We start from the raw sequence: 15,440 nt of genomic DNA, 5'->3' as shown, positions 1-15,440 counted from the left end.
ATGACCACGAGCCCAGACACCCCCTTGTTCGTCCATCTGCGCAGCCACTCCGAATTTTCGGTGGTCGACGGCATCGCGCGCATCCCCGACCTCGTGGGGCGGGCGGTGGCCTTCGGCCAGCCGGCGCTGGCCCTCACCGACCTGGGCAATCTGTTCGGCCTGATCAAGTTCTACCGGGCGGCGCGCAAGGCGGGGATCAAGCCCATCGCCGGCTGCGACGTCTGGCTGCAGAACCCGGACGATCGCGACAAGCCCCACAGGATCGTGCTGCTGGCCGGCGGCCATGAATCCTACCTGGCCCTGTGCGACCTGCTCTCGCGCGCCTGGACCGGGAACGGCTACCGGGGGCGCGCCGAGGTCCGACGCGAATGGCTCGACGGCGCCAGCGGCCTGATCGTCCTGTCGGGCGGGCGGGCCGGGGACGTGGGCCAGGCGCTCGAGGCCGGCCGTGCCGATGACGCCGCGCGGCTGGCCCGCCGCTGGGCGGCCGACTTTCCCGGCAGTTATTTCATCGAACTGCAGCGCGCGGGCTTCGATGGCGACGAGGCCTACGTGCAGGCCGCCCTGCGGCTGGCTTCGGCCGAAGGCCTGCCGGTCGTGGCCACCCATCCGATCCAGTTCATCGAGCAGGCCGATTTCCGGGCGCACGAGGCGCGGGTGTGCATCGCCGAGGGCGAACTGCTGGGCAATCCGCGACGGGTGCGCCGCTTCACCCCCGAGCAATACATGCCCGACAGCGCCGAGATGGCGCGGCGCTTCGCCGACGTGCCGTCGGCGCTGGCCAATACCGTGCAGATCGCCAAGCGCTGCAACCTCACCCTGCAGCTCGGCCAGCCGCAATTGCCGCGCTTTCCGACGCCCGACGGCGTGACGCTGGACGATTATCTGCACGAGCTCGCCCGCCAGGGACTGGACCGGCGCCTGCTGCAGCTCTATCCCGACGAGGCGGAACGGGCGCGCTGCGCGCCGGCCTATCGCGAACGGCTCGAGCTCGAGTGCAAGACCATCATCGACATGGGCTTCCCGGGCTATTTCCTGATCGTGCAGGACTTCATCAACTGGGGCAAGGGCCACGGCGTGCCGGTGGGTCCGGGGCGCGGCTCGGGCGCGGGTTCCCTGGTGGCCTTCAGCCTGGGCATCACCGACCTGGATCCCTTGCGCTACGACTTGCTGTTCGAGCGCTTCCTGAATCCGGAGCGGGTCTCCATGCCGGACTTCGACGTGGATTTCTGCCAGGACAACCGCGAGCGCGTGATCGACTACGTCAAGGAAAAGTATGGCCGCGAGGCCGTCAGCCAGATCGCGACTTTCGGCACGCTGGGCGCCAAGGCGGTGGTGCGCGACGTGGGACGGGTGCTCGAGATGCCCTACAGCGTCTGCGACAACCTCTCCAAGATGATCCCCTTCAATCCGGCGGACCCCTGGACGCTGGATCGCACCCTCGAGAACGAACCCGCTTTCAAGGAACGCTACGACAGCGACGAGGAAATCCGCGCGCTGGTCGACCTGGCGCGCCCGCTCGAAGGCCTGACGCGCAATATCGGCATGCACGCCGGCGGGGTGCTGATCGCCCCCGGCAAACTCACCGATTTCTGTCCGCTGTATTGCCAGCCGGGCAGCGAGTCCAGCGTGGTCTCGCAATTCGACAAGGACGACGTCGAGGCGGCCGGACTGGTCAAGTTCGACTTCCTGGGCCTGCGCAACCTGACGATCCTGGATTGGGCCGTGCGCTACGTGCGCCAATTCAATCCCGGCCAGCGCGATTTCGATCTCATGAGCCTGCCGCTGGACGATGCAGGCACCTATGCCCTGTTGGCCGAGGCCAACACCACGGCGGTGTTCCAGCTGGAATCGCGCGGCATGAAGGAGCTGCTGAAGGTCATGCAGCCCAACACTTTCGAGGACGTGATCGCCTTGCTGGCGCTGTTTCGGCCGGGTCCGCTGGAATCGGGCATGGTGGTGGACTTCGTCAACCGCAAGCACGGGCGCGCCGAGGTGGATTACTTCCATCCGGACCTCGAGCCCGTCCTCAAGAGCACCTACGGGGTCATCGTCTACCAGGAACAGGTGATGCTGATTTCGCAGATCATCGGCGGCTATTCGCTGGGCGGCGCCGACCTGCTGCGCCGAGCCATGGGCAAGAAAAAGCCCGAGGAAATGGCCAAGCACCGGGTGATCTTCCAGGAGGGCGCGGCCGCCAAGGGGTACGACCCCGACCTGGCCGCCCATCTGTTCGACCTGATGGAAAAGTTCGCGGGCTACGGTTTCAACAAGAGCCATTCGGCCGCCTACGCCCTGATCTCCTACCAGACGGCCTGGCTCAAGGCCTACCATCCGGCCGAGTTCTTCGCCGCCACCATGCTCTCGGACATGGACGACACCGACAAGGTCCAGGTGTTCTGGCGCGATGCGGTGGCCAACAAGGTGGTCGTGCTGCCGCCCGACGTCAACGCCTCGGCCTATCGCTTCGAGCCCGTCGAGGACGAGCACACCGCGCGCGGCAAGCCGCCGCGCACCATTCGCTATGGACTGGGGGCGGTCAAGGGCACGGGCCAGTCCGCGGTCGAGGAAATCCTGCGTGCACGCGCAGAGGGCGGGCCGTTCGCCAGCCTGTTCGATTTTTGTGCGCGCGTCGACCGCCACACGGTCAATCGCCGCTGCATCGAGGCCCTGATCCGCGCCGGGGCCTTCGACACGCTCGAGCCCAACCGCGCGGCGCTGCTCGCGACGCTGGGCAGCGCCATCGAGGCGGCCGAGCAGGCCGAGCGCAATGCCAACCAGGTGTCGCTGTTCGACGACGACGCCGGCCAGGTGGTCGCGGGCGAACTCGCCCGCGTGACGCCCTGGGACCTGCAGACCCGCCTGACCGAGGAAAAGGCGGCGCTGGGCTTTTACTTCAGCGGCCACCTGTTCGATGCCTGGCGCGACGAGGTGCGGCGCGTGGCGCCCACGCCGCTGGCGCGGCTGGCGCCGTCGCGCGGGCCGCAATGGATCGCCGGGGTGCTGGCCGCGGTGCGTCCGCGCATGACGCGCCGCGGCCGCATGCTGTATGCGCTGCTCGACGACGGGACGGCCCAGGTCGAGGTGGCGATCTTCAACGAGCTCTACGAACAATACCGCCAGCGCCTCAAGGAGGACCGCCTGCTGGTGATCCATGGCCGGGTCAGCCATGACGATTATTCGGGCGGATTGCGGATATCGGCCGACGATCTCTACGACCTGCAGCGCATCCGCGAATCGCGCGCGCACTCCTTGCGCCTGGTGCTGCCCGAGGCGCCCGACGCGCGCCGCCTGCGCGACCTGCTCGAGCCCTGGCGCGCACAGTCGGACGAGGAGGGCGTCCCGGTCGAGATCCGGCTGCGCCGGCCGGCGTTTTCCTGCGCCCTGCGGCTGGGCGATGACTGGCGGGTGCGCATGGACGACGAGCTCATTGCCGGCGCGCGCCGCTGGCTGTCGGCCGACAACGTCCAGGTGAACTACGGATGAGGCCGCTGCGCATCCTGCATGCCGAGGCCGCCACCGGGTTCGGCGGCCAGGAACAGTACATCGTCCGCCTGCTGCACGCGCTGCGCGCGCGCGGCCACCAGGCGCAGGCCGTCTGCCAGCCCAACGCCCGGCTGGCGCCGGCCTTGCGTGAGGCGGGCTTCCAGGTGGACACCCTGGCCATGGACGGCGCCTGGAACCATCTCAAGGGCTTGCCCTGGCTGGTGCGACTGCTGCGGCGCGGCGCCTTCGACGTGGTCAATACCCACAGCCGCCGGGACACCTTGCTGGTGGGCGCCGCCGCGCGGCTGGCCGGGGTGCCGCTGATCGTGCGCACGCGGCACCTGGCCAAGCCGGTCGGATCCCTGCTGTCCTATACCCGTGTGCCCAAGCGCGTGATCGCGGCCAGCCAGTTCGTGCGCCGCCACCTGATCCAGCGCGGCGTGCCGCCGGGCCATGCGGCGGTCGTCTATCCGGCCGTCGATTTTCCCGATCCCATGCCGGCGCCCGTGTTGCGGTCCGAACTGGGGCTCGGGCCCGAGGCCGTGGTGGTCGGCAGCGTGGGCGTGCTGCGCAAGGAAAAAGGGCACACCCAGCTGATCGAGGCCATGCAGCCCCTGTTCGCGCGCCATGCGGGCCTGCACCTGGTGATCGTCGGCGGCGGCTCGCCGGCGCTCGAGCAATTGCGCGACCACGTTCGCGCCCTGGGGCTGGACGGGCGCATCCATCTGCTCGGCAATCGCGGCGATGTGCCGGCCCTGCTGCCCGATTTCGACATTTTCGCCCTGGCCACGCACATCGAGGCCTCGGGCACGGCCTTCGTCGAGGCGGGCGCGGCCGGCGTGCCCGTGGTCGGCACCCGGGTCGGCGGCGTGCCCGAGATGATGGAGGAGGGCGCCAGCGGCCTGCTGGTGCCGCTGTTCGACATTCCGGCGCTGGCCGCGGCCCTGGATCGGCTGATCGGCGATCCCGCGCTGCGCGCGCGCATGGGCGCCGCGGGGCGGCGCTATTGCCTCGAGGACGGCCGTTTCACCCGGGAGGCCCTGGGGCGCGAGACCGAGGCGTGCTACCTGCGTTGGCTGGAGGAACTGGCATGGCATCCGTAGTCACCGTCCCGGTGCTCATGTACCACCACATCCGCCCGGGCGCAGGCATGATCGCCGCCACGCCCGAGCACTTCGCCGACCAGCTCGATTGGCTGGCCAGGCATGGCTACACCACCCTGGGGGCCGACGCGTTCGCCCGCCACCTGCGCGAGGGCGGCGCGCCGCGCCGCTCGGTGCTGATCACGTTCGACGACGGCTACCTCGACAATTGGGTGTACGCGGCGCCTGTGCTGCGGCGCTACGGGATGAAGGCCGTGGTGTTTGTCGTGACCGGCTGGATCGGCGACGGGCCGCCGCGGCCTTTCATGGGCCAGGGCCGCCCCTTGCCCGAGGCGCCCGAGCACCGCGAATGCGAGCGGCGCATCGCCGACGGCCGGGCCGACGAGGTGATGCTGCGCTGGTCCGAAATCGAAGCCCTGCGCGCGGAAGGCCTGATCGAATTCCACAGCCATACCCATACGCACACCCGCTGGGATCAGACCGAGCCCGCCGGCAAGAACGCCCGCATGGCCGACGAACTGGCTCAGTCGCGCGCCAGCCTGGCACGGCGCCTGGGCGAGGCCTCGCCGCACCTGTGCTGGCCCCAGGGCTATTTCGACGCCGACTACGTCGATATCGCGCAGCGCGCGGGCTTTCGCTATCTCTACACGACGCAGGCCTTCGGCCGCAATCTGCCGGGCGCCGACCCCTTGCACATCTATCGTTTCGCCGTCCGGGACACCACGGGCGCCTCGGTGGGCCGGCGCATCCAAGTCGCCGCCCACCCGCTGATCGGCCCCGTCTTCAACCGCTGGAAGCGCTGGAAGCGCGGCCTGCGACTCTAGGCGGCTTCCATGGCGAACGCGCGCGACACGGCTGCCGACGGCCCCCGCCTGTCGGTCATCGTCATCACCCGGAACGAAGCCGCCCATATCGGCGATTGCCTCGATTCCGTGGCGTTTGCCGACGAGCTCATCGTCCTGGACTCGGGCAGCACCGACCAGACCTGCGACATGGCGCGCGCCCGCGGCGCACGGGTCGAGGTGTCGGCGGACTGGCCCGGATTCGGACCCCAGAAGAACCGCGCCCTGGCGCTGGCGACGGGCGAGTGGGTGTTGTCGATCGATGCCGACGAGCGGGTCACGCCCGAACTGGCGCGGGCCATCGAGGCCGCGCTGCGCGCGCCGCAGGCCGAAGCCTACCGGATCGCGCGATTGTCGGACTTCTGCGGCCGCTGGATCCGCCATAGCGGCTGGTGGCCGGATTACGTGGTCCGGCTGTTCCGCCGCGACGCGGGACGCTTCACCGACGCGCCCGTCCATGAACGGGTCGAGGTGCGGGGCCGGACCGGCACGCTGGCCGGGCATTTCCTGCACTATCCCTACGCCAGCCTCGAGGTCTTCATCGACAAGATCAACCGCTATTCGACCGAGGCGGCGCGCGCGGCCTACGCGCGGGGCCGGCGTACCGGCGTGCTGGGGCCCTTCGGGCATGCGGCCTGGACCTTCATCCGCCACTACCTCTTGCGGCGGGGTTTCCTGGACGGCTGGCAGGGCCTGGTGCTGGCCGGAATGGCCGCGACGGGCAGTTTTTACCGCTATGTGAAGCTGTACCGGCTGGGCCGCGGATCGGGCCCGTGAACCGGTCGATATAATCGACCCATGATTCCCATCCTCATGTACCACCAGATCGGGGAACCCGCCCCGCGCGGCACCCCTTACCGGGGCCTGACCGTGCATCCGCGGGATTTCCGCCGGCAGATGCTGTGGCTGCGCCGCCTGGGCTACCGCGGCCTGTCGATGGCTCAGCTCATGCCGTATCTGCGTGGCGAAAAACACGGCAAGGTCGTGGGCATTACCTTCGACGACGGCTATTGCAACGTCCTGGACCACGCCGTGCCGATCCTCGAGGATTGCGGCTTTCATGCGACCAATTATTTCGTCGCGCGCCAGTTGGGCGGCTCGAATGTCTGGGACCGCGACGAAGGCGTGCCGCCGTCGCCCTTGATGGACGCCCAGGGGGTGCGGGCCTGGGTCGCGGCGGGTCACGAGGTGGGCTCCCATACCTTGAACCACCCCGTGCTGCCGCGTATTTCCCCGGAACTGGCCATCAACGAGATCCGGGACTCCCGCGATGCCCTGGAACAGCTCGCGGGCGCGCCCGTCACCGCGTTCTGCTACCCCTACGGCAAATTCACCCCGGCGCTGGCGGACTGCGTGCGCGACAGCGGCTACCATAGCGCCACGACCACCGCCCGCGGGCTGGTGCGCCCGGACGACGACCCCTTCGCCTTGCCGCGCGTGGCGGTCGTGCGCTCCACATTGCTGCCGCGCTTCCTGCTGAAATCCCTGACGCGGCTCGAGGACCGCAAGCGCATCCAGGCCGAACGGGCGAACGCCGCGACGGGACCCGGCCCGCGCGCCTCGTGATCCTATGAGAATCCTCTATACCAACTTCCATCCGAAAGGCAGCGGCGGCCACGCCCCCTACATCATGAATCTGGCCCGTTCCTTCCAGGGCGAGCATGAGATCACGCTGGCAACGCCCGGCACGAGCCGCTTGTACGCACTGGCCGGCGGGATTCCGGGGGTGCGCCGCGTGGATGCGGTCTACAGCACGCGCCTGTGGCCGATGCTGGTCGAGGTCTGTTGGCTCAGGCGCCTGTTGCGCGAGGGCGCCTTCGACGTCGTGCACGTCAACGGGTCCGCCGATCATCGGCAGGTGATGCTGGCGCGCCTCGGCCTGCGCCGTGCGCCGCGCATCGTGTGGACCAAGCACAATACCAAATCCGTGCGCAGCCCCGGCAACTGGATCAGGGCTCGGTGGGGCACGGACGGCGCCATCGGCGTCTGCGACTTCGTCAGCCGCCAGTTGCAGGCGCCGCCTTATGGACGGCTGCCGGTACGGACCATCCGCCTGGGGGTGGATACCGACCACTTCGCGCCGCCGTCGCCGGGGGCGGTGGCCCAGGCGCGCGAGGAACTGCTGGGCGAGCTGTCCGAGGATGCGCTGGTGCTCGGCAGCGTGGGCGGCACGGATCGGGACAAAGGCTGGATTTTTCTCGTGCGGGCCCTGGCACGCCTGCCGCAGGCGGCGCGCATGCGCGTGCGCCTGTTGATTGCCGGGGACCCGCCGCCCGAATCCCTGCGGCAGGAGGTCCGTGAACGGGGCATGGAGGACATCGTGGTCTTTCCGGGTCAGCTCGAGGATCCCCGCCGGGTGCTCGCGGCCAGCCACGTCGGCTTTGTACTGTCCTTGCACGAGGCCGGTTCCTATGCCGCTTGCGAATCCCTGGCCATGGGCCTGCCGACGCTGGTGTCCGATGCCGGCGGCCTGCCGGAATTGGTTCGCCACGGCGAGGACGGCTGGGTGGTGCCCAAGGGCGATGTGGACGCCCTGCGTGGCTGGTTGCTGGAACGCCTCGATGCGCCCCCGATCCGCCCGGGCGTTGTCCAGTCCGCCCGCGACCGTGCGCTCGCGCTCTTTTCCATGCCCGTCTTTGCGCGGCGGACGATGGATTTCTATCGCGAGGTCTGCGCGTGACGCGGATCCGGCCGATATAATCCGCCCATGAGCCCTATCCCCGTTTGTCCGGCGCGGCGCTCTCCAGGCCATGCCTGATCCCGCGTCCTCCCCCGCCCGGCCTCTGGCGATCGCCTTTGTCGTCGATCGCTTCGGCGCGCGCTTCGGCGGGGCCGAAGCCTACGGGGTGGCACTGATGCGCGAGCTCTCCGCCGCGGGCCATCAAGTCACTGTCTTTGCCCGCGAATACGATGCCGCCTGCGGCCTGGACCTGCCTTTCCGGCCGATCGCGGTCGGCCGCCGTTGGCCAAGCTGGATCCGGGTCCTATTGTTCGCCCGGCGCGCCGCGCGCGCGACCCGTTCCGGTTTCGACATCGTTCATTCGCACATGAACGGCTGGTGCGGCGACGTCGAGGTGGTGCACGTCACTCCAGTGCGCTACCGCTGGCGCGTCCAGCCCATGTCTGCACTGCGGCGCATGCTCTCGGCCGTCAGTCCCCGCGTGCGGGCCTACCTGGGCCTCGAGGCCCGGCGCGTGGCGCCCCGACCTGGGCACCGGGTGGTGGCGGTGTCCTCGCTGATCGCCCACCAATTGTCGCAAGCCTACGGTGCCCGGATGCGCGTGCCGGTGATCCCGCCCGGTGTTTCCCGTCCCGGCGCGGGGCTGCCCGACCGGCGGGCCGCCGTGCGCGGCGAACTGGAACTGGACGAGGACGCCCATGTCTGTCTGCTGGTCGCCCGCAACCCGATGCGCAAGGGCCTGCCCACGGTGCTCCAGGCGCTGGAGCGCCTGCCCCGCGAGGTCCATCTGCTGGTGGTGGGTGCCAATGCCGCCGCCCGCGACCGGGTGCGCGAGGCGCCCGAGGCGGTGCGGGCGCGCGTCCGCCTGGTCGGCGAGACCTCGGACGTCGCCCCTTACTACCAGGCCGCGGACTGTTACGTGCATCCCACCCTGAACGACAGTTTCGGGATGGCACCGTTGGAGGCCATGTCATTCGGGCTGCCGGTGGTGCTCAGCCCGGCGCCTTGGTGCGGATTCGCACAGTACGTGCGCCCGGGCGAGGATGCCCTGGTGATCTCGCATCCCGAGCGGCCGGACGAACTGGCCGAGGCCATCGGACGTCTGCGCAGCGATGCGGGGCTGCGGGATACGCTGGCCGAGGGCGCGCAACGGCTGCTCGAGCGTCACGCCTGGCCCGAGGTGGCGCGCCAGTACCAGGATCTGTACGCGGCGATCCTGTGCGAGCGCGAGGCGGCTCAGATCCAGCCGCGCAGCCAGTAGACGAGCATCCCCAGGTATTCCTTGACGATCGAGCGGCTGGCATCCAGCGTGCGCAGGTCGGGTGACCAGAATGAAAAATCGGGCTGCTCGGGCACCACGATCTGGGGCGGCGAGGGGGCTGCGGTCGGCGTGAGGCCGGTTTTCTGGAAGCTTGCCATCGCGCGCGGCATGTGCAGGGCCGAGGTCACCAGGAGGATCCGGTCGATATTCAGGCGGCGCAGCACCTCGGCGGTGTAGACGGCGTTCTCGCGTGTCGTGAAGCTGTGGTCTTCCTGGATGATCGCATGCGAGGGGACGCCCTGGTTGCTCAGGGCCATGGCCATCATGTGCGCCTCGCTCTGGCCGCCATCCAGCGCGGCGCCCGAGACGACGATGAGCGGCGCGCGGCCTGCCTCATAGAGTTTCAGCGCGGTCTCGATGCGCGACACGGCGGTCGAGCGGTCATAGGGTTCGAACCAGTTGTCGCGGTTGTTGGCCGTGTTGCCCCCCAGGACCACGATGGCCTGCTCGACGGGCTGCCGGTCGGCCTGGATATAGGGGTAGCGCTGTTCGAGCAGGCCGCCGGCCCATAGCGAGGACGTGGGCAGCGACCAGAACAGCACCCAGCCGACGGCCCCCACGGCGATCAGCGCCGCGGTCTTGCGCCAGCGAACCATGAACAGGATGGCGGCCAACAGCAGCAGCGTGACGGACAAGTTCAGCGGGACGATCAGGTTGGCCAGCAGGTTGTTGACATTCATGCGACTTTCGGACGGTCAAGAAGGGTCAGGGCGGTAGAGAGCACGTCGGGCGCGGCCGGCCAGGCGTCCGGCCCGCCCATCCGGACGGCCGTGGGCGACCAGGGTCCGGTGCGTGCGGGATCGGTGACGCCGAACAGGGTGATCTGGCGGGCGCCGGCAGCGGCGGACAGATGCGAGACCCCCGAGTCGTTGCAAATCGACAAGGCGGCCAGGCGGGTCAGCACGGCAAAGGCGCCCAGCGGCATGGGCGGCAGGCATTGCGCCGTGGGTGCCGCCGCGAGCGCCGCCTCGCGCTCGGCCGGCGGCGGCGCCATCAGCACCGGGTAGCCGCGCGCCTGCAGCGAGCGGGTCAGGGAATCGAAGCCCTGCCACACCTTGATCCGGCCCTTGTGCAAGCCCACGGCCGTGGGGGCGATCAGCACGAAGGGCATGTCCGCCACGCCGGCCGCCTCGACCGCCGCGCGCCCATCCTGGATATGCGAGCCGGCCGCTTGCCAGGTCAGTTCTGGTGCCGGTGCCGGCGGGCCGGGCGGCAGGCCCCAGCGCTCCAGCGCGTGTCGGGTCAGATGGAACCAGGACCGCACGGCATGCACCGGCGCACGGGGCTTGGCGACGGGCCAACGCAGGATCAGGCTGCGGCCGTCGTCGCGATAGCCCGCGCACGGCACCCCGGCAAAGCGGAATACCAGCGCGCTGGACAGCGAGTCCGGCAGCAGCAGTCCGACGGTGCGGGCGTGGCGGGATTTTCTGCGGCAGGCGTGCACGGCGCTGCGGTCGGCGCGCCAGTTGCCCGCCATCGGCACGAAGCCGGCCAGGTCGTAGGCCGAGAGCAGATCCCGCGCCCATGGTCGGGCGCAGACCACCACCGGCACGCCCGTGGCGATGAGCGCATCCAGGCTCGGCAGGCTCATGCAGACGTCCCCGACCCAATTCGGCAGGCGGACGTAGAGGGCCTGGATGGCGGACGTGGCAGGGACTGGCATGGTGGTATCACTGAAGCCCGCGCGGCGCAGGCTAAAATGCATGATTCCCAAGTATAAATGAGAGTGCCTCGGGTGAAGTCCGAACGAGTGCAAGCGGCCGATGGCCACCCCCCGAAATTCGTCCTGTGGCGGCGCATCTATGGCCGTCTGGGCAAGGACTGGAAGGCCGCCCTGGTGGCCTTGCTCCTGGTCACGATCGCCTCCGCCACCCAGCCGGTGCTGGCGGTCATCATGAAGCCGCTGCTCGACGAGGGCTTCTCGGGGGCGCGGCCGTCCTACGTCTGGTCCATCCCGCTGGCCGTCATCGGCCTGATGCTGCTGCGCGGCGTCTGCACGTTCTTCAGCACCTATCTGTTGTCCTGGATTGCCAACAACATGCTGCTGGGCCTGCGGCGCGACATGTTCGAGCGCCTGCTCGGGCTGTCCGACGAGACCTACCGGCGCGGCGACCACGGCCGCCTGCTGAATCGCTTCACCATCGACGCCGGCACCGTCAGCGGCCTGGCGACCGAGGTCATCATGGTGATCGTGCGCGAGTCGCTGACCGTCGTCGCCCTGCTGGCCGTGCTGCTGTACATGTCCTGGCAACTGACCCTCATCGTGCTGGTGATGCTGCCGCTGTCGGTGGTGACGGCGCGGATCTTCATCCGCCGCCTGCGGCGCATCAACCGCGACACCATCAACATGAACGCCGAACTGACCCGCGTGGTCGGCGAAGGCATCTCGGGCCAGCGCGTCATCAAGCTCTTCGACGGCTACGAGCGCGAACGCTCGCGCTTCGACTATGTCAACGGGCGCCTGCGCCGCTTCGCCATGCGGGCGGTCAGCTCGGACGCGGCCATGTCGCCGATTTCCCAGTTCTTCGTCGCGCTGTCGGTGGCGGCCGTGGTGGCCATGGCCCTCTACCAGGCCAATCACCAGGGCCTGACGGTGGGCAGCTTTGCCGCCTTCATGGCGGCCCTGGGCCAGATTTTCGACCCGATGAAGCGCCTGACCAACATCGCGGGCGCCATGCAGCGCATGCTGGTGGCGGCTGAAAGCGTCTTTACGCTGATCGACGAGCCGACGGAGACCGAGACCGGCATGCGGCGCATCGAGGGGCGCAGCCAGGGCCGGGTCAGTTTTCGCGGCGTGAGCCATCGCTTTCCCGATGCGGCCACCGACACGCTCAGCGAGGTCACCCTCGAGGTCCGGCCCGGGCAGACCGTCGCCCTTGTCGGCCGCTCGGGCAGCGGCAAGACCACCCTGGTCAACATGCTGCCGCGCTTCGTGTCGCCCTCGGCCGGCGCCATCCAGGTCGACGGCGTCGATATCGCGGACCTGCGGCTGCGCTCGTTGAGGGCGCAGCTCTCGCTGGTCAGCCAGGACGTCGTGCTGTTCGATGGCACGATCGCCGAAAATGTAGCCTACGGCGCGCTCAGCGAGGTCGACGAGGCGCGCATCCGGGCCGCCCTCGAGGCGGCCAACCTGCTGGATTTCGTCGACGGCCTGCCCGAGGGCCTGCACACGCAGGTCGGCAGCAACGCCAGCATGCTCTCCGGGGGCCAGCGCCAGCGCCTGGCGATTGCGCGCGCCCTGATCAAGGACGCCCCCATCCTGATCCTGGACGAGGCGACCTCGGCCCTGGACAATGAGTCCGAGCGCCAGGTGCAGGCCTCGCTCGAACGCCTGATGGCGGGGCGCACGACGCTGGTGATCGCCCATCGCCTCAGCACTGTGCAAAAGGCGGACCTCATCGTGGTGCTGGACCGCGGACGCATCGTCGAACAAGGCACGCACGATGCCCTGCTGGCGCGCGGCGGGCTGTACGCGTCCCTTTACCGCATGCAGTTCCAGGATGCCTGAAATCATCGGACAGGCGCCGGCACGCCGCTCGATACCCTCGGCGGCTCACCGGGGCGGGTCCGGACAGTTCGCAGATACGGAGTCCCCATGAAAGCCCTGATAGCCTCGATCCTCATTGCCGGTCTTGCGGCCTGCGCGGCCCAGCCCCGTGGGCTGACGATCAACGAACTCGAAACGCCCGAGCACCTGGTGACCGAGCGGCGGCGCCTGCCGGTCGATTTTGCGCAGGTTCAGCAGGCCTTGTTCAAGCACGAGGCCTTGTGCGGCGAAACCTTCGTGTTCGAGATGGTGCCGGATACCTCGGCCTACGGGCGGGTGGTCTACCGGCCGACGCCCGACGCCGGCTGGGACCGCAGCGTCGTGATCAGCCTGGTGCTGCTGCACAACCGCAGCGTCAACGCCAAGGCCTACAGCTACTATGCCGGCAGCCTGGACACCGTCTACCGGATGTTCAGCGCGATGATGAAGCCCGAGGTGTGCGGCATCGCCGAGGGCTGGGAAAATTCGTTCAGCCATTGAGCGCAGCCCGCGTCAGGCGCTTTTGCGCCGTACGGCCGGCGGGCCCCGCGGCGCCTTACAGCAGGACGATGTCGTAGTGCTCCTGTGAGTACGATGCCTCGACCTGCAGGGAAATCGGCTTGCCGACGAAATCCCCCAGCATCGCCAGGTGCTGGCTTTCCTCCTCGAGGAACAGGTCGATCACGGCCTGCGCGGCGACGACCCGGAATTCCTTGGGGTTGAACTGGCGCGCCTCGCGCAGGATCTCGCGCAGGATCTCGTAGCACAGCGTGCGCGGCGTGCGTACGCTGCCGCGCGACGCGCAGGTGGGGCAGGGCTCGCACAGCTGATGGGCCAGCGAATCGCGCGTGCGCTTGCGCGTCATCTCGACCAGGCCCAGCTGGCTGAAGCTGCTCACGGTGACGCGGGTGCGGTCGCGGCTCAGGGCCTTGTTCAGTTCCTCCAGGACCGAGGCCTTGTGGCCCTCGTCGTCCATGTCGATGAAATCCAGGATGATGATGCCGCCCAGGTTGCGCAGCCGCAGTTGCCGCGCAATGGCCACAGCGGCCTCGAGGTTGGTCTTGAAGATCGTGTCGTCGAAGTTGCGCCCGCCGACGTAGCCGCCCGTGTTGACGTCCACTGTGGTCAGGGCCTCGGTCTGGTCGATGATGAGATAGCCCCCGGACTTGAGGTCGACGCGGCGCGACAGGGCGCGGGCGATTTCCTCGTCCACGTTGGCGGTGTCGAACAGCGGCCGGTTGCCGCTGTAGTGGTGGATGCGCTCGACCACGGACGGGGTGTAGCGCCGGGCCCAGTCGATCAGCTCCTGGGTCACGGCGCGCGAATCGACCGCGATCGAATGGGTCTCGGGCGAGACCATGTCGCGCAGGACGCGTTGCGCCAGGGTCAGGTCCGTATAGACGGCGGAGGGGGCCGGCTGCTGCTTGATCCGGGCCTGGATCTCGGCCCACAGGATGCGCAGGTACGCGATGTCGGCGGCCAGTTCCTCGTCGGTGGCGCCTTCGGCCTGGGTGCGGACGATGAAGCCGCCGGCCTCGCCGTCCGGCCGCAGGGCCTGCAGGCGGTCGCGCAGCGCATTGCGCTCGTCCTCCGGGCCGATGCGCTGGGAGACGCCGATGTGGGGTTCGTGCGGCAGGTAGACCAGCATGCGCCCGGCGATGCTGATGTGCGTCGATAGCCTCGCCCCCTTGGTGCCCAGGGGATCCTTGATCACCTGGACCAGCAGGGACTGCCCCTCGAACAGCAGTTTCTCGATGGGAGTGGGCGCAGCCGCCGCCTCGGCCCCTGCGCGCCCCATGCGGTTCTGTCGCAGGTCCGAGACGTGGATGAATGCGGCGCGTTCCAGGCCGATGTCCACGAAGGCGCTTTGCATGCCGGGCAGTACCCGGGCGACGCGGCCCAGGTACAGGTTGCCGACATGGCCGCGCTGGATGCTGCGCTCGATGTGCAGCTCCTGGGCAATGCCGTTGGCCGTGACGGCCACGCGGGTTTCAAAAGGGGTGACGTTGATGAGGATGTCTTCGGTCATGGTCTGGAAAGCCTGGTGTGGGCGGCAAGGCCCGCCCGGCGGCATGCCGCCGGGCTCAGGAGCATATTATGCCTTTCATGCGTCCCGGCGCCCGCCGGGCGGGCGCTTGGCGCGCGGCTGCGCCGTCGTCTTTTTCTGGATATTCTGCTTTTGATTTGCCCCTTTTCAAAATGGTGTGCTATAGTCACGCTTCTTCGCAGCCGGGGCACCCGGGTTAACCCGGTAAGACGGGTTGGGTGCATGATCCAAGGGATTGATTTGATTGATCTTTTGGGGCGGGTGGCGAAGGCGGCGCAAGCCGGGCGGATTGGGCGCTTGACAGGTTGATCTGGATAGTTCATAATTTCGCTTCTGTGCTGATTGCGGCACAACTGCTCTTTAACAACTTAACAGCCGATAAGTGTGGGCGCTTGAGGGATCAGGCGTGCAGACGATCATCGCGGGCTTATCCAG

General features: G+C 68.7%; 12 protein-coding genes. 9 read left to right on the top strand and 3 right to left on the bottom strand.

Annotated elements, in window-relative coordinates; all coding sequences use genetic code 11:
• The 7 genes from dnaE to OOZ48_RS09035 all read left to right on the top strand — a co-directional run bounded on the left by dnaE (window position 1) and on the right by OOZ48_RS09035 (window position 9,372).
• A complete protein-coding gene (gene dnaE, locus OOZ48_RS09065; RefSeq protein WP_269497449.1) occupies window positions 1–3,486 on the top strand; it encodes a DNA polymerase III subunit alpha in 3,486 nt (1,161 codons plus the stop codon).
• Window positions 3,483–4,589, top strand: a complete 1,107-nt coding sequence (locus OOZ48_RS09060) for a glycosyltransferase family 4 protein (RefSeq protein ID WP_269497448.1) — start codon at window positions 3,483–3,485, stop codon at window positions 4,587–4,589. The genes dnaE and OOZ48_RS09060 overlap by 4 nt, the downstream gene beginning before the upstream one ends.
• Window positions 4,577–5,413, top strand: coding sequence for a polysaccharide deacetylase family protein (locus OOZ48_RS09055; protein ID WP_269497447.1), 837 nt, complete (start codon window positions 4,577–4,579; stop codon window positions 5,411–5,413). The genes OOZ48_RS09060 and OOZ48_RS09055 overlap by 13 nt, the downstream gene beginning before the upstream one ends.
• Window positions 5,414–5,422: 9 nt before the next feature.
• Complete coding sequence (locus OOZ48_RS09050) at window positions 5,423–6,208, top strand: glycosyltransferase family 2 protein (protein ID WP_269497446.1); 786 nt, start codon at window positions 5,423–5,425, stop codon at window positions 6,206–6,208.
• Between the two features lie 21 nt (window positions 6,209–6,229).
• The gene (locus OOZ48_RS09045; protein WP_269497445.1) at window positions 6,230–6,997 is read left to right on the top strand and encodes a polysaccharide deacetylase family protein; all 768 of its coding nucleotides are present in this window, start codon (window positions 6,230–6,232) and stop codon (window positions 6,995–6,997) included.
• Window positions 6,998–7,001: 4 nt separating this feature from the next.
• Complete coding sequence (locus OOZ48_RS09040; protein WP_269497444.1) at window positions 7,002–8,111, top strand: glycosyltransferase; 1,110 nt, start codon at window positions 7,002–7,004, stop codon at window positions 8,109–8,111.
• A gap of 70 nt (window positions 8,112–8,181) precedes the next feature.
• On the top strand, window positions 8,182–9,372 hold the full coding sequence (locus OOZ48_RS09035) for a glycosyltransferase family 4 protein (protein ID WP_269497443.1): 1,191 nt from the start codon (window positions 8,182–8,184) through the stop codon (window positions 9,370–9,372).
• Here the strand turns inward: OOZ48_RS09035 and OOZ48_RS09030 are convergent.
• Both OOZ48_RS09030 and OOZ48_RS09025 read right to left on the bottom strand, forming a co-directional pair.
• On the bottom strand, window positions 9,348–10,112 hold the full coding sequence (locus tag OOZ48_RS09030) for a YdcF family protein (protein WP_269497442.1): 765 nt from the start codon (window positions 10,110–10,112) through the stop codon (window positions 9,348–9,350). The two genes, OOZ48_RS09035 and OOZ48_RS09030, sit on opposite strands and share 25 nt — an antisense overlap.
• Window positions 10,109–11,095, bottom strand: coding sequence for a glycosyltransferase family 9 protein (locus OOZ48_RS09025; protein WP_269497441.1), 987 nt, complete (start codon window positions 11,093–11,095; stop codon window positions 10,109–10,111). Before OOZ48_RS09025 ends, OOZ48_RS09030 begins: the two co-directional genes overlap by 4 nt.
• A 57-nt stretch (window positions 11,096–11,152) precedes the next feature.
• On the opposite strand from OOZ48_RS09025, the gene msbA reads away from it, so the two are divergent.
• Together msbA and OOZ48_RS09015 are read left to right on the top strand one after the other, a co-directional pair.
• Entirely contained in the window at window positions 11,153–12,940 is a 1,788-nt protein-coding gene (gene msbA, locus OOZ48_RS09020) for a lipid A export permease/ATP-binding protein MsbA (protein WP_442867563.1), read from the top strand.
• 87 nt (window positions 12,941–13,027) lie between these two features.
• Entirely contained in the window at window positions 13,028–13,459 is a 432-nt protein-coding gene (locus OOZ48_RS09015; RefSeq protein WP_269497439.1) for a hypothetical protein, read from the top strand.
• Between the two features lie 55 nt (window positions 13,460–13,514).
• Here OOZ48_RS09015 and rng read toward each other — a convergent pair whose 3' ends face one another.
• On the bottom strand, window positions 13,515–14,987 hold the full coding sequence (gene rng / locus OOZ48_RS09010; RefSeq protein WP_269497438.1) for a ribonuclease G: 1,473 nt from the start codon (window positions 14,985–14,987) through the stop codon (window positions 13,515–13,517).
• Between the last annotated feature and the right edge of the window lie 453 nt (window positions 14,988–15,440).

It is taken from the genome of Castellaniella sp. S9, from assembly GCF_027257175.1.
In the GTDB taxonomy this organism is placed as follows: Bacteria; Pseudomonadota; Gammaproteobacteria; order Burkholderiales; family Burkholderiaceae_B; genus Castellaniella.
Note: the sequence above shows the minus strand (reverse complement) of the source record. Positions and strands in the feature narration are given on the sequence as shown.